The 21,381-nt window shown below is 40.9% G+C and carries 19 protein-coding genes; 16 read left to right on the plus strand and 3 right to left on the minus strand.

Going from position 1 to position 21,381, the window contains the following annotated elements; all coding sequences use genetic code 11:
- Position 1 precedes the first annotated feature (1 nt).
- The 5 genes from F542_RS03725 to msbA all read left to right on the plus strand — a co-directional run bounded on the left by F542_RS03725 (position 2) and on the right by msbA (position 6,286).
- Complete coding sequence (locus F542_RS03725) at positions 2-1,339, plus strand: replication-associated recombination protein A (RefSeq protein WP_015432863.1); 1,338 nt, start codon at positions 2-4, stop codon at positions 1,337-1,339.
- 94 nt (positions 1,340-1,433) lie between these two features.
- Positions 1,434-3,353 (plus strand): ATP-dependent DNA helicase, encoded by a 1,920-nt coding sequence (locus F542_RS03730; RefSeq protein ID WP_025266934.1) that lies wholly within the window; start codon positions 1,434-1,436, stop codon positions 3,351-3,353.
- A 4-nt stretch (positions 3,354-3,357) separates the two neighbouring features.
- Positions 3,358-3,738: a CidA/LrgA family protein gene (locus tag F542_RS03735; protein WP_042365595.1), complete on the plus strand. Its 381-nt coding sequence runs from the start codon at positions 3,358-3,360 to the stop codon at positions 3,736-3,738.
- Positions 3,735-4,409, plus strand: a complete 675-nt coding sequence (locus F542_RS03740; RefSeq protein ID WP_025266936.1) for an LrgB family protein — start codon at positions 3,735-3,737, stop codon at positions 4,407-4,409. Before F542_RS03735 ends, F542_RS03740 begins: the two co-directional genes overlap by 4 nt.
- Before the next feature lie 95 nt (positions 4,410-4,504).
- Positions 4,505-6,286 carry a lipid A ABC transporter ATP-binding protein/permease MsbA gene (msbA, locus tag F542_RS03745; RefSeq protein ID WP_025266937.1) on the plus strand — a complete coding sequence of 594 codons (1,782 nt, stop codon included), beginning with the start codon at positions 4,505-4,507 and terminating at the stop codon, positions 6,284-6,286.
- A gap of 129 nt (positions 6,287-6,415) precedes the next feature.
- On the opposite strand, the gene gyrA is transcribed toward msbA, so the two are convergent.
- Positions 6,416-9,091, minus strand: a complete 2,676-nt coding sequence (gene gyrA / locus F542_RS03750) for a DNA topoisomerase (ATP-hydrolyzing) subunit A (protein ID WP_025266938.1) — start codon at positions 9,089-9,091, stop codon at positions 6,416-6,418.
- 175 nt (positions 9,092-9,266) lie between these two features.
- On the opposite strand from gyrA, the gene F542_RS03755 reads away from it, so the two are divergent.
- The 5 genes from F542_RS03755 to tyrA all read left to right on the plus strand — a co-directional run bounded on the left by F542_RS03755 (position 9,267) and on the right by tyrA (position 13,730).
- A complete protein-coding gene (locus F542_RS03755) occupies positions 9,267-9,929 on the plus strand; it encodes a Bax inhibitor-1 family protein (RefSeq protein WP_015432857.1) in 663 nt (220 codons plus the stop codon).
- 86 nt (positions 9,930-10,015) lie between these two features.
- On the plus strand, positions 10,016-10,351 hold the full coding sequence (locus tag F542_RS03760; RefSeq protein ID WP_015432856.1) for a TusE/DsrC/DsvC family sulfur relay protein: 336 nt from the start codon (positions 10,016-10,018) through the stop codon (positions 10,349-10,351).
- 13 nt (positions 10,352-10,364) lie between these two features.
- The gene (locus F542_RS03765; protein ID WP_015432855.1) at positions 10,365-11,399 is read left to right on the plus strand and encodes a glycosyltransferase family 9 protein; all 1,035 of its coding nucleotides are present in this window, start codon (positions 10,365-10,367) and stop codon (positions 11,397-11,399) included.
- 41 nt (positions 11,400-11,440) lie between these two features.
- Positions 11,441-12,505, plus strand: a complete 1,065-nt coding sequence (locus F542_RS03770) for a 3-deoxy-7-phosphoheptulonate synthase (RefSeq protein WP_015432854.1) — start codon at positions 11,441-11,443, stop codon at positions 12,503-12,505.
- Positions 12,506-12,605: 100 nt separating this feature from the next.
- A complete protein-coding gene (gene tyrA / locus F542_RS03775) occupies positions 12,606-13,730 on the plus strand; it encodes a bifunctional chorismate mutase/prephenate dehydrogenase (protein WP_015432853.1) in 1,125 nt (374 codons plus the stop codon).
- A gap of 60 nt (positions 13,731-13,790) precedes the next feature.
- On the opposite strand, the gene bamE is transcribed toward tyrA, so the two are convergent.
- Entirely contained in the window at positions 13,791-14,123 is a 333-nt protein-coding gene (gene bamE, locus F542_RS03780; RefSeq protein ID WP_015432852.1) for an outer membrane protein assembly factor BamE, read from the minus strand.
- A 41-nt stretch (positions 14,124-14,164) separates the two neighbouring features.
- On the minus strand, positions 14,165-15,169 hold the full coding sequence (yejK, locus tag F542_RS03785; RefSeq protein WP_015432851.1) for a nucleoid-associated protein YejK: 1,005 nt from the start codon (positions 15,167-15,169) through the stop codon (positions 14,165-14,167).
- A 119-nt stretch (positions 15,170-15,288) separates the two neighbouring features.
- Between yejK and F542_RS03790 the strand changes: the two genes are divergently transcribed.
- The 6 genes from F542_RS03790 to lptD all read left to right on the plus strand — a co-directional run bounded on the left by F542_RS03790 (position 15,289) and on the right by lptD (position 21,353).
- Complete coding sequence (locus F542_RS03790) at positions 15,289-15,678, plus strand: RidA family protein (RefSeq protein WP_015432850.1); 390 nt, start codon at positions 15,289-15,291, stop codon at positions 15,676-15,678.
- A 42-nt stretch (positions 15,679-15,720) separates the two neighbouring features.
- Positions 15,721-16,461, plus strand: coding sequence for a peptidoglycan editing factor PgeF (gene pgeF, locus F542_RS03795; protein WP_015432849.1), 741 nt, complete (start codon positions 15,721-15,723; stop codon positions 16,459-16,461).
- 85 nt (positions 16,462-16,546) lie between these two features.
- On the plus strand, positions 16,547-17,119 hold the full coding sequence (gene yihI / locus F542_RS03800; RefSeq protein ID WP_025266940.1) for a Der GTPase-activating protein YihI: 573 nt from the start codon (positions 16,547-16,549) through the stop codon (positions 17,117-17,119).
- A 10-nt stretch (positions 17,120-17,129) separates the two neighbouring features.
- Positions 17,130-17,591, plus strand: a complete 462-nt coding sequence (locus F542_RS03805) for a DUF2489 domain-containing protein (protein ID WP_015432847.1) — start codon at positions 17,130-17,132, stop codon at positions 17,589-17,591.
- A 6-nt stretch (positions 17,592-17,597) separates the two neighbouring features.
- Positions 17,598-18,965: an oxygen-independent coproporphyrinogen III oxidase gene (gene hemN / locus F542_RS03810; RefSeq protein WP_015432846.1), complete on the plus strand. Its 1,368-nt coding sequence runs from the start codon at positions 17,598-17,600 to the stop codon at positions 18,963-18,965.
- Between the two features lie 51 nt (positions 18,966-19,016).
- The gene (gene lptD, locus F542_RS03815; RefSeq protein WP_025266941.1) at positions 19,017-21,353 is read left to right on the plus strand and encodes an LPS assembly protein LptD; all 2,337 of its coding nucleotides are present in this window, start codon (positions 19,017-19,019) and stop codon (positions 21,351-21,353) included.
- Positions 21,354-21,381 lie beyond the last annotated feature (28 nt).

The raw sequence follows: 21,381 nt of genomic DNA on the forward strand, positions 1-21,381 counted from the left end.
TATGAATAGCCTATATTTTGATTTTTCTGACGATTTTCGACCGCTTGCGGCAAGAATGCGTCCTCGAAATTTAAGTGAATATATTGGGCAATCCCATCTGATCGGCGAAGGCAAACCCCTTCGCCGTGCTATTTTGTCTAAACATAGCCACTCAATGATTTTTTGGGGGCCTTCCGGCACAGGAAAAACCACATTGGCAGAAATTATCGCTGCTGAATTAGATGCGGAAGTGGAACGCATTTCGGCGGTAACCAGTGGTGTAAAAGAGATCCGAGAAGCGATAGAGCGAGCGAAATTGAATAAACAAACTGGACGGAGAACGCTCTTATTTGTTGATGAAGTCCATCGTTTTAATAAAAGCCAGCAAGATGCCTTTTTACCCCATATTGAAGACGGCACCATTATTTTTATCGGGGCGACGACGGAAAATCCATCGTTTGAATTGAATAACGCGCTACTTTCCCGAGCAAGAATTTATATTCTCAAGCCGTTACAAGCGGTTGAAATTGAAAAAATTTTGCAAAATGCACTGAATGACAGTGAACGAGGCTTAGGCTCGGAAAAATTAGTGCTTGAAGATAATGTGCTTTCGTTGCTCGCTGATTATGTCAATGGCGATGGGCGCTTTGCTCTGAATTGTCTTGAATTAATGGCAGATATGGCAGAAGTGACAGCACAGGGAAAAGTGCTGAATAAAACACTTTTAGCCGAAGTGCTAGGCGAACGCCAAGCTCGCTTTGATAAGGGCGGCGACCGTTATTATGATCTGATTTCTGCTTTGCATAAATCGGTGAGGGGATCATCGCCAGATGGGGCATTATATTGGTATGCTCGTATTCTGACAGCAGGCGGTGATCCGCTTTATGTGGCTCGCCGTTTGCTTGCAATAGCCAGCGAAGATATCGGCAATGCCGACCCTCGTGCGATGCAGGTTGCCCTTGCTGCTTGGGATTGCTATACCCGAGTGGGGGCTTATGAAGGGGAAAGAGCGATTGCACAAGCGGTCATCTATCTTGCCGTCGCCCCAAAAAGTAATGCGGTCTACAACGCTTTTAATGCCGCTAAAAAACTCGCCAAAGAAGGCAAAGATTATGATGTGCCAGAACATCTACGCAACGCCCCAACCAATCTAATGAAATCACTTGGTTATGGCGAAGAATATCGCTATGCCCACAATGAGCCAAATGCCTACGCCGCAGGGGAAAACTACTTCCCACCAGAACTAAAAGATACCCAATTTTACTTCCCGAATGACAGGGGAATGGAAAAACAGATTAAAGAGAAAATGGCGTGGTTAGCGAGTTTAGATGAGCAGAGTAATCAGAAAAGATACCGATAATTTGTAGGGGCGGACCGATGTATCCGCCCGATTATACCAACGATTTTTAGGGCGGACACATCGGTCCGCCCCTACGAATTTTGTGAAAACATCAATGAAATTAAAAGATAAAATCTCCCAAGCTTTTAGCAAAGACGGCACGCTCAGTCAAAACATCAACGGTTTTCGTCCCCGTGATGCCCAATTACAGATGTCGCAAGCGGTTGGAAAGGCAATAAATTCTGCAAATTCTGTGGTGATTGAAGCGGGAACTGGCACGGGAAAAACCTTTGCTTACCTAGTTCCCGCTTTGCTTTCAGGTAAAAAAACGATCATTTCAACAGGCTCTAAAAATCTACAAGATCAGCTATTTAAGCGAGATCTGCCAACCATTCAAAAAGCACTCAAGTATTCAGGCAAAATTGCTTTACTCAAAGGGCGAGCGAACTATCTCTGTTTAGAGCGTTTGGATCAAGTGACTGCGATGGGGGTATTGGGCGATAAAACGGTACTTGCGGATCTCGGCAAAGTTCGCCGTTGGCAAACGGGAACAAAAACAGGGGATTTAAGTGAATGTATTGAAATTGCCGAGGATAGCCCGATTCTACCGCAGTTGGTTTCAACGACAGAAAGCTGTTTAGGCTCGGATTGCCCAAATTATAAAGATTGCTATGTGGTACAAGCTCGCCGAAAAGCGATGGAAGCAGATCTGGTGGTCGTTAATCATCATCTGTTTTGTGCCGATATGGCAGTGAAAGAGACGGGGTTTGGCGAGCTAATTCCTGATGCCGAATTAGTGGTTTTTGATGAAGCTCACCAGCTTCCCGATATTGCCAGTCAGTATTTTGGTTTATCGCTCACTTCTCGCCAACTTTTTGATATTTGTAAGGATACCAACATTGTTTATCGCACGGAATTAAAAGACGCTAAACAGCTTGGTACAGCCGCCGATCATCTGCAAAAAGTGATTCAAGATTTCCGTTTATTGCTTGGCGATGGCTCAGTTCGGGGCAACCTGCGAGAAATTTTTAATGATCGCAAAGTGGTCGAGGGTATCAATAAGTTGAGCGAAAATATCGATTTTTTAAGCGAAGTGGCGAAAAAATCACTTGGTCGTTCTGAAACTCTCGATAAAATTTTTGAACGCCTTGCGGAAGTGAAAGTGTTGCTCAAAAAATTAACCGATACCACAGTGACAGGCTACTGTTATTGGTATGAAGCGAATGGGCGATCTTTTGGGCTACATATCACGCCATTAACCGTTTCCGATAAATTTGGCGAACAGCTCAAGGCACAGAAAACCGCGTGGGTCTTTACTTCTGCAACACTTGAAGTGGGTGGAAATTTCGATCACTTTTGCAACCGCTTGGGCATTGAAAATGCTGAGCAGATGGTGTTACAAAGCCCCTTTGACTATCAAAATCAGTCGTTGCTGTGCGTGCCACGTTTCTTGCCTGATACCAATAAATCTCACACCCTAACTGCTTTGGGGCAGATGTTAAAACCTGTGATTGAAGCCAATCATGGGCGTTGTTTCTTACTTTGCACATCCTATTTTATGATGCGTGGCTTGGCGGATTTTTTACGAGAACATAGCGACTTGAACGTGTTATTACAGGGTGAAACCAGCAAAAGCCGTTTGTTGGAAAAATTTGTAAAAGAGAAAAACAGCGTGTTAGTGGCAACCCAAAGTTTCTGGGAAGGGATTGATGTACGAGGTGATGCGTTATCACTGGTGATTATCGACAAATTACCTTTTACGGCTCCTGACGAACCGTTACTTAAAGCCCGTATGGAAGATTGCCAGTTGCAAGGGGGAAACCCGTTTAATGATATTCAAATCCCCGAAGCAGTAATTACCCTTAAACAGGGGGTAGGGCGATTAATTCGAGATGTGAGCGATAAAGGGGTAGTGATTATTTGTGATAGTCGTTTGGTGATGCGAAATTATGGGGCAACCTTCTTAAAAAGTTTACCGCCATCAGCACGTACACGAGATCTAACAAAGGTTATTCAGTTTCTTAAAAATGGATAAATCAATGCAAAACTTATTGAAAACAGTCGGGCAATTTGCCCGCTCCTTAGCGATTTTACTCTTTATGCTCTGGATTGGAAAAATACTGAATCGGCTAATTCCTGCCATTCCTGAAGGTATTTGGGGATTATTGTTACTCTTTTTCTGCTTAGTGACAGGGATTATTCAAAAAGCGTGGATTTTACCTATCGCTCGTATTTTTAACCGTTATATGCCTATCTGCTTTTTACCAATTTGTGTTGGGATTATGCAATACGGCGATGTGCTACAAACTCATTTTATCGATTTGGTACTGGCAAATATATTAAGTAGCGCTTTATCGCTCCTCATCATTGCTTTTATTGCAGAAAAATTATCTCACGAAGAAGAGGAAAATGAAAAATGACTTATCTCTTTTCTGGGCTCACAATCATGGCTTTTCTCATTGCAATTCGTTTAAGTCGTTTATTGAAGTCAAGTATTTTTAATCCTTTTATCCTCGCGTTACTCTTAATTATTGCTGTGTTATTGCTGGGGGATTTTTCGTATCAAGAGTATTATGCAGGTAACCAACCGCTTAATAGTTTATTGAATTTATCCATTGTTGCATTAGCGTTGCCATTTTATGAACAATTGCATCAAGTTAAGCGAAAATGGAAACAAATTTTAGCACTTTGTTTCATAAGTGCTGTGCTTACTATGCTAAGTGGAATGTATCTAGCAAAACTGTTTGGCGGAAGTGAAGAGATTATTGCTTCTATTGCTGGTAAGTCAGTAACCATGCCTATCGCACTATTAATTAGCCAAGAGCTAGGTGGTAACAACGCACTTACAGGTATAGGGGTTATGATTGCTGGTTTAACCGGTGCAGTATTTGGAACAATGCTACTCGGCATACTTAAAGTGAAACGCTTGTTTGCCATTGGTTTAAGTATGGGAGCAGTATCGCACGCGCTTGGTACGGCACGTAGTATGGAAATTGGTAACGAGGCAGCCAGTTTCGCAGCGATTGCTTTTGTGCTATGTGGTGTATTTTCTTCTTTTATCGCTCCTTTGCTATTGCGTTTAATTTTGTAAATTTTTCCTAAAAATTACCGCTTGTCAGGTGCAAATTTGGTGTAAAGCGGCTTTCGGCTTAAAATAGCTAAGATTTTTTAATGATTACCGAGATTATGAAACAAAAAAATATTTACTCGTTAGACGAGATGACTCAAGATCAAACCACTTGGCAGACTTTTAAACGTCTGTACCCGATGATTCATCCTTTCTTAGGCGGATTAATTGTTGCGGCGATTGCCATGATCTTAAATGCTGGTGCAGATGCTTACCTGATCACCATGCTCAAACCACTCATTGATGAAGGTTTTGGACAGGGGGCGGATCGTAATTTCTTAAAATATATGGCGTTTATCGTTGTAGGCTTAATTTTTGCACGCGGGCTAACCAGTTTTGTATCGAATTATTGTCTGGCTTGGGTGTCGGGCAAAGTCGTTATGACTATGCGTCAAAAAGTATTTAAACACCTGATGTTTATGCCAGTAGCCTTCTTTGACCAAAACTCATCAGGTAAACTTCTTTCACGTATCACTTACGATTCAGAACAAATTGCTAACTCGTCTGCATCGGCACTGCAAAGCGTAGTGCGTGAAGGGATTTATATTGTCTTCCTTGTCGCAACAATGTTCTATTACAGTTGGCGTTTATCCTTAGTGCTGTTTTTAATTGGGCCTGTGATTGCGATTTTAATTCGTTTAGTTTCGAAACGTTTTCGAGCTCTAAGTCGTAATATGCAAGAATCCATGGGGAGTATGACTGAATCTGCTGAGCAGATGCTACGAGGACATAAAGTCGTGCTTTCATTTGGTGGGCAAAAGGTAGAAGAAGAGCGTTTTAATCATTCAAGTAATGATATGCGCAGAAAAGGGATGAAAATGATGGCGGCAACCGCTATCTCAGACCCTATTATTCAAGTGATTGCTTCGCTTGCATTGGCTGTGGTGCTGTTTTTAGCAGGATCGCCTGAAATTATGGGGGATACGCTTACTGCTGGAGAATTTGCGGCAGTGATTGGGGCGTTAATGGGGATTTTGCGTCCACTTAAAACCTTAACCAATGTGAATGCCCAATTCCAACGGGGGATGGCTGCATGCCAAACACTCTTTACCCTATTTGATTTACCAACGGAAAAAGACACTGGCACACACAAAACCGAACGAGCCAAAGGTGATATTCGCTTTGATGATGTGACTTTCACTTACTACGGCAAAGATAAGCCAGCTTTGAAACAGATTTCATTTGAATTACCTGCTGGTAAGACCCTTGCATTAGTGGGGCGCTCTGGCTCGGGTAAATCAACAATTGCTAATCTCATTACTCGTTTCTATGAAATTGAGAGTGGTAAAATTTCACTTGATGGCGTAGATATTCAAGATTATGAGTTGAATAATTTACGTGCTCAATGTGCGATTGTTTCGCAACAGGTTCACTTATTTAACGATACGATAGCCAATAATATCGCTTACGCAGCACAAGATAAATTTAGCCGTGAGCAAATTGAACAAGCAGCACGGGCAGCCTATGCGATGGAGTTTATCGAAAATCTACCACAAGGATTGGATACAGTGATCGGTGAAAATGGCGTAAGCTTATCAGGCGGACAGCGTCAGCGTCTGGCAATTGCCCGTGCTTTATTGCGTAATTCACCCGTTTTAGTGCTTGATGAAGCAACCTCTGCATTGGATACGGAATCAGAACGAGCGATTCAAGCCGCCCTTGATGAGTTACAAAAAGATCGTACAGTGCTGGTGATTGCACACCGCTTATCAACGATAGAAAATGCGGATGAAATTTTAGTGGTAGATCACGGTGAAATTATTGAGCGAGGCTCGCATTCTGAGTTGTTGGCAAAAGGAGGGGCTTACAAGCAGCTACATAAAATGCAATTTAGTGAATAAGTTTAAATGTGCCGCTTTACATGCTGGGTTTTATTACAGACAAGCGGTTGTTTTAGCCACTAATTTTACAAAGTAACCCCAAAAATAAAGGGAGCATTCGCTCCCTTTGCTCTTACTGAATTTTGCAGATTATTCTTGCGTTTCTACCGCTTGTTCGGTATCCACTTCATCATCAGTGCTATTATCGTCCTCAATTTCGGCAATACGCTCTAAACCAACAACGCTTTCACCTTCAATGGTGCGGATAATGCGTACACCTTGCGTGTTACGTCCGACTAAGCTCACTTCACCTACTCGGGTACGAACCAGTGTGCCGCCATCGGTAATCAACATAATTTGGTCGCTGTCAATCACTTGAACCGCCGCAACCACTTTACCGTTACGCACGTTTACTTTGATGGATACCACCCCTTTGGTGTTACGAGACTTAGTTGGATATTCCGCTAATTTAGTTCGTTTACCATAGCCGTTTTGGGTCACGGTGAGAATTTCGCCTTCATTTTTTGGAATAACCAATGAAACGACCTTATCTTTATTGAGATCAACATCTGTTTCATCGTTTTCCTCAACCTCAACGAGTTCTACTTCGGTTTCTTCTGCATCATCAGCAAGTTCGGTGAGGGCTAATTTCATTCCTCGTACCCCCGTTGCGGTACGACCCATTGCACGCACCGCTGATTCTTTAAAGCGAACCACACGACCTTGTGCGGAGAAAAGCATAATTTCACTTTCGCCATCGGTAATATCTACCCCGATTAACTCATCGCCATCACGTAAATTTAACGCAATCAAGCCATTTGATCGGATATTGCTAAACGCATCAAGGGTCACTTTTTTCACGATACCGCTTGCCGTTGCCATTAGCACAAATTTATCTTCACTAAATCCATCTTTTTGAATTGGTAGGATAGAGGTAATGCGTTCGCCCGATTCTAATGGCAGAATGTTGATAATTGGTGTACCACGAGCTGCACGGCTGGCTTGTGGTAGCTGATATACTTTGAGTTGATAGACTCGTCCACGACTAGAGAAGCAGAGAATGACATCGTGGGTATTCGCAACCAATAATTTCTCAATGAAATCATCTTCTTTCATTTTGGTTGCTGATTTCCCTTTACCGCCACGACGTTGTGCTTCGTAATCGGAAAGTGGCTGATATTTTACATAGCCTGCGTGAGAGAGGGTAACAACCACATCTTCTGGGGCAATTAAATCTTCAAGATTAATATCACCAGAAGCTGAAGTGATCTCTGTACGGCGAGCATCGCCATATTCAGCACGTACTGCTTCTAATTCTTCACGAATCACTTCCATTAAGCGAGCAGGGCTATTTAAAATCAGTAAAAATTCGGCAATTTTAAGGAGTAATTCACCATATTCTTCCACGATTTTATCAAATTCTAAGCCAACTAAACGGCTTAAACGCATTTCTAAAATCGCACGGACTTGATCTTCCGATAAGCGATATTGGTCTCCGTGTCTGCCGTAATGATCTGCTAAATCTTCTAAACGGGCATCTGCTGAACCAGCTACTTCTAGTAATGCAGAGGCTAAGCCAATCCCCCAACTACGCTCTAATAATTTTTGGCTCGCTTCTTGGGTGGTTTTAGAGGTGCGGATCAGTTCAATGATCTCATCAATGTTAGCAAGGGCAATACCTAAGCCTTCTAAAATATGTGAACGTTCACGTGCTTTACGCAAATTGTAGATCGTACGACGAGTTACCACTTCACGGCGGTGATTGATAAAGGCGGCAATGATCTCTTTTAAGTTAAAAAGTCTTGGCTGACCGTGATCTAATGCCACCATATTGATCCCAAATGTTACCTGCATTTGGGTGAGGGCATAGAGCTGGTTTAATACCACTTCGCCAACAGCATCACGCTTGATATAGATTTCAATGCGAATACCGACTTTTTCACTGGATAAATCTTTGATATTACTAATACCATCAATTTTCTTATCACGCACTAATTCGGCAATTTTTTCCACTAATTTGGCTTTATTGACTTGGTACGGTAGTTCAGTAACGACAATTTGTTCTTTGCCATTGATATTTTCAACTTCGGCTTTGGCTCGCACATAAACTTTGCCTCGTCCTGTTTTGTAGGCATCTTCAATGCCTTTTCTGCCGTTAATTAACGCTGCTGTCGGGAAATCTGGGCCTGGAATATATTGAATAAGTTCATCAATACTGATAGCTTCATTTTCCATATAGGCAAGACAACCATCTAACACTTCATTTAGGTTGTGCGGTGGAATGTTGGTTGCCATACCGACCGCAATACCACTTGAGCCATTGACTAATAACGCAGGAATTTTGGTTGGTAACACATCAGGAATCATTTCTTGCCCATCGTAGTTAGGCGAGAAATCAACGGTTTCTTTGTCTAAATCGGTCAGCAATTCCTGTGTGATTTTTTGCATTTTCACTTCGGTATAACGCATTGCAGCTGCACTGTCGCCATCAATTGAACCAAAGTTACCTTGACCTTCTACCAGCATATAGCGTAGTGAGAATGGCTGTGCCATACGTACGATAGTATCGTACACTGCACTATCACCGTGTGGGTGATATTTACCGATAACATCGCCGACCACACGAGCCGATTTCACGAATTTTTTATTGTGGGTAATGCCATTTTGGTGCATAGAGAATAGCACACGGCGGTGAACTGGTTTTAAACCATCACGCACGTCTGGCAACGCACGTCCAACAATCACCGACATTGCATAATCAAGATAGGACGTTTTTAATTCGTCCTCAATACCGATGGGGGTAATGTCTTTGGATACTTCGCTCATTGAAAATTCCTGATCAAATGAAAAGAAAAAGCCCCAAGGTTTTTCCCTGTAGGCAAAATTATGCGGAGTATAGCATAAATCGGGGCTGATTTGGCGATTTTGTGAATTGACTTTCCGCTGTTTTCTGCTACTTTAGCCGCCATTTCCTGCATACAATTTAGATTAAGGAGCGAATATGCAAGAACGTTTAGTAACCTCGGCTCGTTCGGAGTCGTTGCTTAGCACGCACAAAGTGTTGCGTAATACCTATTTCTTACTTGGTTTAACCTTAGCTTTTTCCGCAATTGTTGCCACAATCACAATGCAACTTAATTTGCCAAGAATGCACTGGGGGATTATGCTTGCAGGCTTTTATGGTTTGTTATTTTTAACCAACGCTACAGCGAATAGTGCCGCAGGTATTGCCAGCGTATTTGCTTTAACTGGTTTTTTAGGCTATAGCGTAGGGACTATCTTAAATGTCTATTTAGGACATGGCATGGGGGATGCAGCAGCATTGGCTTTTGGTGCAACCGCATTAACTTTCTTTGCTTGCTCAGCCTATGTTTTAACCACTAAGAAAGATATGTCGTTTTTATCAGGAATGATGATTGCACTATTTGTGGTGTTATTAGTTGGCATTATCGCTAACATCTTCCTACAAATGCCAGCTTTAGCGTTAGCTTTAAGTGCATTATTTGTCGTATTTGCTACTGGCGGTATTTTATATTCCACCAGCAATATCATTCATGGGGGCGAAACGAACTATATTCGTGCAACGGTTGATTTATATGTTTCGCTTTACAACTTGTTCGTCAGTTTCTTACAAATTTTTGGCGTTTTAGGTCGCGATGACTAAGCTAGAATAAATTTGAAAAATGCCACAGTCTGTGGCATTTTTTGTTGCTATATACAAGCGGTCATTTTTGATGGATTTTTTGCAAAATGAATATGATTGAATTAAATGGACAACAATATCCTACCGATGAGTTTGGGTATTTAAAAAATTTAGATGATTGGAGCGAAGATTTAGCGATTGCCATTGCACATAAAGAGGGGATTGAGCTGAGCGAAGCCCATTGGGAAATCGTATTATTTGTGCGAGAGTTTTATCAAGAGTATAAAACTTCTCCAGCAATTCGTATGCTGGTTAAAGCGTTGGCACAAAAATTTGGCGAAGAAAAGGGTAATAGCCGTTATTTACAACGTTTATTCCCTGAAGGCCCAGCAAAGCAAGCCACCAAAATTGCAGGATTGCCAAAACCTGCAAAATGTTTATAAAAGAGATGAAATAATGAATAAACCGTTATCAATTTGTATTCTTCGCCTCTCTGCAATTGGGGATGTCTGTCATACGCTTGCGGTTGTTCAAGCAATTCAGCGACATTATCCAGATGCAGAAATTACGTGGATTATCGGCAAAACAGAAGCAAACCTGATGCAAGGTATTCCAAATGTAGCACTTGTTCCCTTTGATAAAAAAGCAGGCTGGAAAGGTATTTTTACACTTTGGAAACAGCTTTCAAACAAGCGGTTTGATTTTTTACTGAATATGCAAACAGCTTTTCGATCCTCAATTTTATCACTAGGCATTAAAGCGGATAAAAAAATCGGGTTTAACCGTGATCGAGCAAGAGAAGGGCAGTGGTTGTTTACTAATCAGAAAGTAGAAATGACAAGCTCGCCCCACGTGCTAGATGGGCAGATGATGTTTGCTAAAGCGATAGGGGTGCAAGATCTTTCAGTGCATTGGAATTTGCCAGTAAGTGAGCAAGCGCTAAATGATGCCGCACAGTTTATTGATTCTTCATGCAAGAATGTATTGATTGCGCCTTGTTCCAGTAAAAAAGAGAAAGATTGGTTGCCCGAACGCTATGGTGAAATTGCCCGTTTTCTGGAACAGCAGAATATTCATGTCTTAATTGCGGGGTCGCCTTCCGCATATGAGATGCAAACAGCCGCAGATATAGCAGCGCTTGCACCAAATTGTTGCAACATCGCTGGCAAAACCAACTTAAAACAGTTAACTGCATTAATTAAGCAAGTTGATTTGGTGATTTCCTCTGATTCTGGCCCAGCACACATTGCGACAACACAAAAGACACCGGTGATTGGGCTCTATGCATTGCATAATCCACGGCGTACAGGGCCTTACCAAGATTTAGATAAAGTTGTTTCGGTGTATGATCAAGCAATTCTTGAAAGTTATGGTAAACCTTGGCAGGAATTACCATGGGCGACGAAAGCGAAAGGCGAAAAATTGATGGATCGTATAACTGTTGAGCAAGTAATTGAAAAAGTGGTTGAAACCTTAAAGATAAACAGGTAGATTGTTTCTGTAATTTTTAATTTACAAGACAGGAAATAAAAATGAACAAGGTCGTTAATCAAGACAGTATTCACAATGTCAATATTGAAGAGGAATCAGTATTACTTACTCCTAAGGCACTAAAAGCAGAATTTCCACTTTCTGAAAAATTGCGTAAACAAATCGAAACATCACGCAAAGAAATTTCCGATATTATTCACAAACGTGACTCTCGTAAATTAATCGTGATAGGCCCTTGTTCTATCCATGATCCTAATGCAGCGCTTGAGTATGCAAAAAAATTAAAAGTACTTGCAGATAAATTATCAGATAAACTTTACATTGTAATGCGCGTTTATTTTGAAAAACCGCGTACGACTGTAGGCTGGAAAGGGCTCATTAATGATCCTAATTTAGATGGTAGCTTTGATGTGGAAAAAGGATTGAGAGTGGCTCGTAAATTGCTGTTAGACTTAGCTGAAATGGGATTACCGCTGGCAACTGAAGCACTTGATCCGATTAGTCCACAATATCTTGCTGATCTGTTCAGTTGGTCTGCGATTGGTGCAAGAACCACCGAATCTCAAACACACCGTGAAATGGCTTCGGGCTTATCAATGGCTGTTGGCTTTAAAAATGGTACAGATGGCAACTTAGGTGTCGCAATTAATGCAATGCAAGCTTCCGCCCAAGGGCATAGTTTTATTGGCATTAACCAGCAAGGGCAGGTAACGGTTCTAACCACCAAAGGCAATCCAGATGGACATGTGATTTTGCGTGGCGGTAAAACGCCAAATTTTGAAGCGAAATATGTGCAAGCATGTGAAGAAGCTCTACGTAAAGCAGGTTTACCCGAAGCGATTATGATTGATTGTAGCCATGGTAATTCCAATAAAGATTATCGCCGTCAGCCAATAGTAGCAGAAGATGCATTGCAACAATTATTGGCAGGAAATCACTCGATTATTGGTTTGATGATTGAGAGCCACCTATTCGAAGGTAATCAATCTTCCGAACAACCCTTTGAGCAGATGCAATATGGCGTATCAATTACAGATGCTTGCATTAGTTGGGAGACAACGGAAACGTTATTAGAGAACTTTGCGGCTAAATTAAGAAATGCATAATTAATGATGAATGGTAGGGCAGGGATTATGATGATCTCTGCCCATTTAAATATCAATTTTAGGGCAAGGATAGGCTTTGCTCTTTACGAAAGAATAAGAAATGAATAATCCTTTAACACCAATCCGAAATGAAATAGACCAAGTTGATCAACAACTTATCCAATTACTCGCAAAACGTCTTGAGCTGGTTGCAGAAGTTGGCAAAATCAAGCTTGAACATGGTTTGCCCTTATATGCTCCAGATAGGGAGGCTGCAATGATTGCAGCTCGCCGTGATGAAGCCGAAAAACAGGGGATTCCTGCGGATTTAATTGAAGATGTTTTACGTCGAGTGATGCGGGAGTCGTATATCAGTGAAAATCAGCATGGTTTTAAAGCGACAAATCCCGATATTCAGAAAATTGTTGTAGTGGGGGGACGAGGCAAACTTGGTGGACTGTTTGTACGCTATTTTGCACGTTCTGGTTATTACGTTGAGGTGCTTGGTGGACAAGATTGGCAGAACGCAGAATCTATTTTAAATAATGCAGATGTTGTTATTGTGTGTGTGCCAATAGATAAAACAGTGCAAGTGATTGAGCAGCTTCAACCTTATTTAACCGAAAATATGATTTTAGCGGATCTCACTTCGGTAAAAGCTCAACCATTAGCGAAAATGTTAGAGGTTCATGGCGGTGCAGTAGTCGGGCTGCACCCAATGTTCGGCCCTGATATTGCAAGCATGGCAAAGCAGGTGGTTGCATGCTGTAACGGGCGTTTTGCCGATCGCTATCAATGGTTATTAGATCAGATCCGCTTATGGGGGGCGAAGATCGAGCAGATTGATGCAACAGAACACGATCATTCTATGACTTATATCCAAGCGCTTCGCCATTTCTCAACCTTTGCCTATGGCTTGCATCTTTCCCGCCAACCAGTGAAGTTATCGCAATTATTGGCTCTTTCTTCGCCGATTTATCGCTTAGAGTTGGCGATGATTGGGCGGTTGTTTGCACAAGATGGGGCACTTTATGCGGATATTATTGCAGATAAGCCAGAGAATTTAAGTGTCATAGAGGCTTTGCAGCAAAGCTTTTCAGATAGTTTAAATTTCTTTAAACAAGGTGATAAACAAGGTTTTATCGAAACCTTTGAGCAAGTTCATCGCTGGTTTGGGGATTATTCCGAGCAATTTTTAAAAGAGAGCCGGAATTTATTGCAACAAGCCAATGATCTCCGAGTATAAATACAAAAACGGTGCAATTTGTAAAATTCATCGCAAATTGCACCGCTTGCTTTAGTGTGGTTAGTTTAGAGGTTTATCAAGCTGGATATCACTGACTAAACCTTTTTCATTGAAATAAACGAATAAGGTACGCTGGATAGGTTCTTCGTGCCCTTTTCTTTTGATGAAGACATAATCCCAGCGATCTTGCGCAAAATAGTCTTTTAATACCGGACTGCCAAGCAGGTAATGGACTTGCTCTTTATTCATACCCACTTTTAATTGATCGATATTCTCTTGTTCTAAATAGTTACCTTGTGGTACATCAATACGATACACAACTTTTTTTACTGTAGAACAAGCACTTACGCCAAGCGCAAGTAAAATCACCGCAATGAGAGACTTCATTTTCATAATCATACCTTTTATCAAAAAATTGTTGAAATAATACCTTGCTACTTGTTGCGTTGCAACTGATCACGCAAGTTGGCAGGTAAGCCTTTGATTGTGAGTGTGTCGTTTAGTTCGTCCCAAATAATGCGTTGGCTTAATAATTCGGCATCAAAACTAATGGTTACCCCTTTACCTGAACCAGAATATTTTGTGAGCGTTTTTAATGCATTGCGCACAGGTGGAATACTTTCTTCTAAATCGTACGCCTGATTTTGTGTAAAAGTAGCAAAATCTTGTTCATTTAAGTTTGGTAGGTTGGCCGACAGCTCTTGCAACGCGATTTCTTCACCGCTGTTCATTTGCCCTTTGCAGTAGTCGAATACCTGTTTTTTTACAGCTTGAGTTTGATTGCCATCTAATTCGCCTTGTTCGCAGTAGTCATGCACGGCTTGTAGTAATGTTTGGTTTTGTACTTGTGGATTTAGTCCTTCCTCCGCAGAGAGAAAGTCCATAAAGAAATCAGCCACTTTGCGTCCAACACGTCCTTTAATAAAGGTCAGATAGCGATTCGATTGTGCATTTAGTTTTAATTCTGTCAAATTGATACGGCAAGCAATGTCATATTGTGCAATTTCAAGATATTCGGTACGTTTTACATCTAATTGTTCATCGACCAGCATCGAGGCGCGGCTATCTAACAGAGCGATGAAGAGATATTCGGTCGCAAGGAAGGTATAACGGCATAAAATAAAAGTACCGCCTGATGCAAAGGAATATTTTGCCAATTCGCTCGCAAGCATTTTGGCACTACTATGGCTAAATGGTAGAAAGTCATGTTCACCTTCTAATAAGCGATTTAACTGCTGGGCAAAAATAGATTCGTCTTTAAATACACCATAGGCTTTTGCTTTACCTTGATAGGCTTGATGTAGTTGTAGCATCATTTGTTCAACTTCAGGACTAATTGCCAGTAGTTCATTACGAAGCACGGTATCTAGTTGAGGCGTTTCGCTCTCAGCATTTTGCTGAAGTTGATGTAGGACAATTTCGGTAACAGTAATACTCATAGAGATCCTTGCAAGCGGGTTAAAAGAGAGAAAATTTTGCAAAGTATTATAAGCTATTTACAAATCTGGAAAAACCTTTCAAACTGCACGAATTAATTACACTTTTAAAGGAAATACACATGACAAAAATTATTCATACCGAAAATGCACCAAAAGCGATTGGCCCTTATGTCCAAGCAGTTGATTTAGGCAACTTAGTTTTAACGTCTGGGCAGATCCCTGTTAATCCTCAAACAGGTGAAGTGCCTAGTGATATTGTTAAGCAAGCACGTCAATCTCTAGAAAATATCAAAGCAATAATTGAACAAGCAGGATTGGCGGTGGCGGATATTGTTAAAACAACCGTGTTTGTGAAAGATTTAAATGACTTTGCTGCGGTAAATGCGGAATATGAAGCCTTTTTCCGTGAAAATAATCATCCAAATTTTCCTGCACGTTCTTGCGTAGAAGTCGCGCGTTTGCCCAAAGATGTTGGCATTGAAATTGAAGCAATTGCAGTAAGAAAATGATAATTTCGGCACGCGCTGCGTGCCTTTTTTCTAGGATTTACAATGAAATTTATCTATCCCACTTGGCAAGTGCCAAATAATATTCAAGCGTTGAGTACCACTCGTATTGGTGGAGTAAGTCAAGTCCCTTTTGACAGTTTAAATTTAGGCAATCATGTCGGCGATGAGCCACTTGCCGTGCAGCAAAATCGCAAATTATTGCACGAAGTTGCTAAGTTGCCACAAGCGCCGATTTACCTTAATCAAATTCATAGTACTAACGTTGTGCGTTTGCCGCTTTCTGAGCATAGCGATCTGAATGCCGATGCTGTTTATACCAATCAACCAAATCAGGTTTGCCTTGTGATGACAGCAGATTGTTTGCCCGTGCTTTTTTGTAGTCAAGATGGCACAGAAATAGCAGCGGCTCATGCTGGTTGGAAGGGGTTATGCCATGGGATACTTGAGGCAACTGTTGCAGAATTTAAATGCCCTGCAAATGAGATTAGTGTTTGGTTAGCACCGGCAATAAGCCAAGCTGCATTCCAAGTGGGGGAAGAAGTTGTTGAACAATTTTGTGCGGTGGATAGCCAAGCAAGAGCAGCATTTGTTCCCGATCCCACAACAAGCGGTAAGTTTTTTGGCAATCTTTACCAAATTGCAAATCAACGACTGAGTAAGCTTGGTATAAGCAACATATCAGGAGGAGAATATTGTACTTATACGGATAAGGAAAACTTCTTTTCTTACCGAAGAGAGCAACAAACAGGAAGAATGGCAACATTAATTTGGCGGGAGGCATAAATGAAGGGTGGAAATCCACCTTTTTCGATTTCAAGCAGTTGTGTTACAATCGCGCACTATTTTATAAGTTTAATTAAAGAAAATCATGAGCAGAAAAAAGAAAACTCGCCGTATTACCGATATTATGCCTACTCGTAAGGCTGATAAACCTGTAGTGATGCCGAAAGTTGGGAAAAGCAAAAATCGTAAACCGACACGTTATGAGTTAGATTTGTTGGCAAAAGAAGCCAAGAAAAAGCGTAAACATAAAGGTTTACCTTCGGGGTCACGCACAATTGATCCTGCCGAGCAGAAAAAAGCGGAAGAGAAGGTGATAAAAGATAGCCGCATTGGTAGTAAGAAAAAAGTGCCATTAGTGGTGGAATTTATCAATCGTCCAGAGAAAAATGAATTTATTAAGCCTGTACCAGTGGAAGAAAAAGCGCGTCTTACACCGGAGCAAGAATTAGCGCAGTTAGAAAATAACGAATGCTTAAATCAGTTGCTTGATGATATTGAAGCAGGCAAAAAACTTTCTGTTGAAGATCAAAAATTTGTAGATGACTGTTTAGACAGAGTGCATGAATTGATGGAACAACTGGGTATTGTAGACGAAGACGAAAGTGAGGACGATTTATTACGCCAGTTTGAAACGATGGATGTTAATAAATTCCGTTAGATAGTATGTTATGTTACGATTTTTTCTATTAATTTTAGCGGTATTAGTCTTGCTATCGATGCTAGGTTATGCCGTTTATCTCTTTTCAAAATTGCGAAAGCAGAAGCAATTTTTTCAGCAAGCACAATATGCTAGAGGCTTGAATATTTGTGAAAGTGTGGAAATTATTGCAAAAGCAATGCAAAGTGGGCAGTGTGATTTATCTGAAGGTGTGTTACGCCTAAAGTCACTGTTAGATGTGTTGGGGCATAAATTGAGTTTGTATCCTGCAATGTGGGCGTTGTATCAGACGGTTGAAAATATGCCGATTCTGGAAGCTCGCAAACACTTAAAACGTAATGAACGAATGAAGCTAGATTTAGAACGCGAAGCGAAAGAAATTGAACTTGAAGAGTCGATCAACGCGGAATTAGTTACATTACTTGCTGAAAATGGCAAACGTAAACAAGAATATGAAAAGTTAGTGAAGTAGGTAGCAATGTCAGAGATTATCTGGGATATTGATCTCATTCAAAAATACAACCAGTCAGGTCCTCGCTATACGTCTTATCCGACAGCGTTGGAATTTAACGAATCTTATAACGATGATGATTTCAAAGCGGCAGCAGCTCGTTATCCAGATAAGCCGCTTTCGCTTTATGTGCATATTCCATTTTGCCATAAGCTTTGTTATTTCTGCGCATGTAATAAAATTATTACCCGTCATCAGCATAAAGTAGATATTTATCTCGATTATTTGGAAAAAGAGATCATCTATCGCTCTGCGTTATTCAAAAATCGCCAAGTAAGTCAAATTCACTGGGGGGGCGGTACGCCGACCTATTTAGACGAAGCCCAATCTGAGCGTTTAATGACAATGCTGAAAACGCATTTTAATGTGCGTGATGATGCTGAAATTAGTATTGAAATGGATCCGCGGGAAATTGAACTAGATATGCTGGATCACTTACGCAAAATCGGCTTTAACCGTATCAGTATGGGGATACAGGATTTCAATAAAGAAGTGCAGAAATTAGTAAACCGTGAACAAGATGAAGAGTTTATTTTCGCTTTAATGAAACGGGCGAAAGAGTTAGGTTTTGATTCGACGAATATTGATTTAATTTACGGCTTACCAAAACAGACGGTTGATAGTTTTATGTTTACTTTGGAGAAAGTGGTGGAGCTTAATCCTGATCGCATGAGTGTATTTAACTATGCCCACTTACCAAGCCGTTTTGCCGCACAGATCAAAATTAAAGATGAGATGCTGCCAGCACCTTCGACTAAACTTGATATTCTACAGCAGACGATCGAAAAGCTGGGAAATTCAGGTTACCAATTCATTGGTATGGATCACTTTGCCAAACCTGATGATGAATTAGCTATTGCACAAGCAAAAGGTGAGCTGCACCGCAATTTCCAAGGTTATACTACCCAAGAAGATGCCGATTTACTTGGTATGGGGGTGTCTGCAATCAGTATTCTTGGCGATAGCTATGCGCAAAACCACAAAGAGTTGAAACAGTACTATACTGAAGTGGAAATGCGGGGCATTGCGCTACATAAAGGCTTGATGCTGACGAAAGACGATTGTATTCGCCGTGATGTAATTAAAGGCTTAATTTGTAATTTCAAATTAGATTATGCGCTGGTTGAAAAACAGTATTCAATCGAATTTAAACACTATTTTGCTGAGGATTTGGCTTTACTTCAACCGCTTGTAAAAGATGGTTTATTAGATATCAATGATAATGATATTGTCGTTTCTCCTCGTGGGCGTTTGCTTATTCGCAATATCTGTATGTGTTTTGATATTTATTCAAGACAACAAGCGAAAAGGCAGCAGTTTTCTCGAATTATTTAACGCAAAACAAGCGCTCAATTTTGAGCGTTTTTCTGCAAAATGGAAAGAAGAATGAAAAGATACCCATATAGTTTGCTTTCTATCGCTGTTGCAGCGGCTTGTTATAGTAGCCAGGCAGCAGCTGATTTACGCAGCCAATGTTTAATCGGCGTGCCACATTTTAGTGGTGAAGTGGTGCAGGGTGAGCAAACCCAAATGCCAATCTATATTGAAGCGGATCGGGCGGTGATTAACCAACCTCATGATGCAACTTATAGTGGAGAAGTGAGTATTCAGCAAGGGAATCGCAGTATTTTTGCTGATGAGGTACGCGTAGAACAGCATGGTGAAATGGCGCGAATGGCATATTTGCGAGGTAATTTTGATTACCGAGATAATCTTATCAATGCAAAAGGGCAAGATGCAAGTTTTGATTTAACCTCCAAGAATGCAGATTTAAGTCACGCGGAATACCAGTTAGTTGGTAGACAAGGCCGAGGTCATGCACAAAGTGTTTCTGTAAGTGAAGAAACGCGAGTGCTGAAAAATGCAACTTATACTGCCTGCTTGCCAGATGATAACGCTTGGTCACTCGAAGCAAAAGAGATGGTACAACATGTGAAGGAAGAGTATGCTGAACTTTGGCACGCTAAATTCCGAGTGCTGGATGTGCCTGTTTTCTATTCGCCATATTTGCAATTTCCTATCGGTGATCGTCGCCGCTCAGGTCTGCTTTTACCTACCAATGTTGGGCATTCAAGTCGCGATGGATATTCTTATGGGCAGCCTATTTATTGGAATATTGCGCCAAATATGGATGCCACCTTTACTCCGACTTACTACAGTAAGCGCGGTTGGCAACTGAGTCCTGAATTTCGCTACTTAACCGTTTTGGGTGAAGGTAAAGTTGCTGCTGAATATATGAATAAAGATCGCTTAGATGAGTGGACGGATAAAGGCCGTTCACGGCATTTACTTTTTTGGCAGCATAAAATTAATTTCTTAAGTAACTGGCGTTTTTCAGCCGATTATACACGGGTAAGTGATCGACGTTATTTTTCAGATTTCGATTCTGAATATGGTAATAGTACAGATGGTTATGCGACACAGAATTTTAAATTAGGTTATTATCAGCCAAATTATAATGTGTCGATTGCGGCTAAAAAATTCCAGACGTTTGATGAGTCTGGTGTGAAGCCGTATCATGTTTTTCCGCAGATTGAATTTAACTATTATCAGAATGATTTGGTCAAACACGGTGATTTCCGTTTCTTTAGCCAACTTTCACATTTTGCAAATGATAGCAAAGAGATGCCTACTGCATGGCGTTTGCATGCCGAGCCAATGTTGAATTTTCCGTTTGCTAATCGTTATGGCAGTATTAATTTGGAAACCAAATTGTATGCCACCCATTATTGGCAAAAAAGTGGTGAGGGGGATAATGCCGAGCAAGTTGAACGTCGGGTGAGTCGCGTGCTACCGCAAGTGAAGGTTGATTTTAAAACGACCTTAGAGGCAGAGAAGCAGATTTTTAATGGCTTTACGCAAATATTAGAACCGCGAGTGCAATATTTATATCGTCCCTATAAAGATCAGCAAAATATAGGTTCTAAACGTCAAGATCATTTAGGATTAGGCTATGATTCTGCTTTATTGCAACAAGATTATTATTCGTTGTTTAATGATCGTCGCTATAGTGGTTTAGATCGTATTGCCTCGGCAAATCAAACTACCGTTGGCGCAACAACACGCTTTTTCAGTGATAAAACCGGTGCTGAGGTATTTAACTTTAGTGCGGGACAGATTTACTATTTTAATCCATCGAAAATTGATGACATTAGTGAAAATAGTACAGCTAAGCGTTCATCCTCTTGGTCGTTGGAAGCGAACTGGAAGTTCCATCCAAAATGGAACTGGCACGGTAGTTACCAATATGATACGCGTTTAAATGAAAGCTCATTGGCAAATATGTCGTTACAATTTAAGCCAAAAGAAAATAACTTAATTCAGTTAAATTACCGTTTTGCGAGTAAAAATTATATCAACCAAAACCTAAGTACAAATCGTTATGATCAAGATATTAAACAACTTGGTGGTGTTGTTGGTTGGGAATTAACTGATAAAGTTTCCATGATGGTGAGTCATTATCACGATATTGCCTTGAAAAAACCAGTGGAAAGCCAGCTATCTCTGACTTATAACACTTGTTGTTGGAGTGCAAATTTATATGCTGCGCGCCGTTTGACTGCGACCCCAACCGGTCGAAGCGATACCATCAACGATTTTTATTATGATAATCGCTTTGGTGTGAACTTTGAGTTACGCTTTGGCGGTAATTATAGTAGTGGTGTGCCGAGAATGCTAAAACGAGGTATGATTCCTTATACACAGGCATTTAATATTAATTAATAAAAACGTGTCATTCATAACATGAATG

It is taken from the genome of Bibersteinia trehalosi USDA-ARS-USMARC-188, from assembly GCF_000521725.1.
GTDB classification, from domain to species: Bacteria; Pseudomonadota; Gammaproteobacteria; order Enterobacterales; family Pasteurellaceae; genus Bibersteinia; species Bibersteinia trehalosi.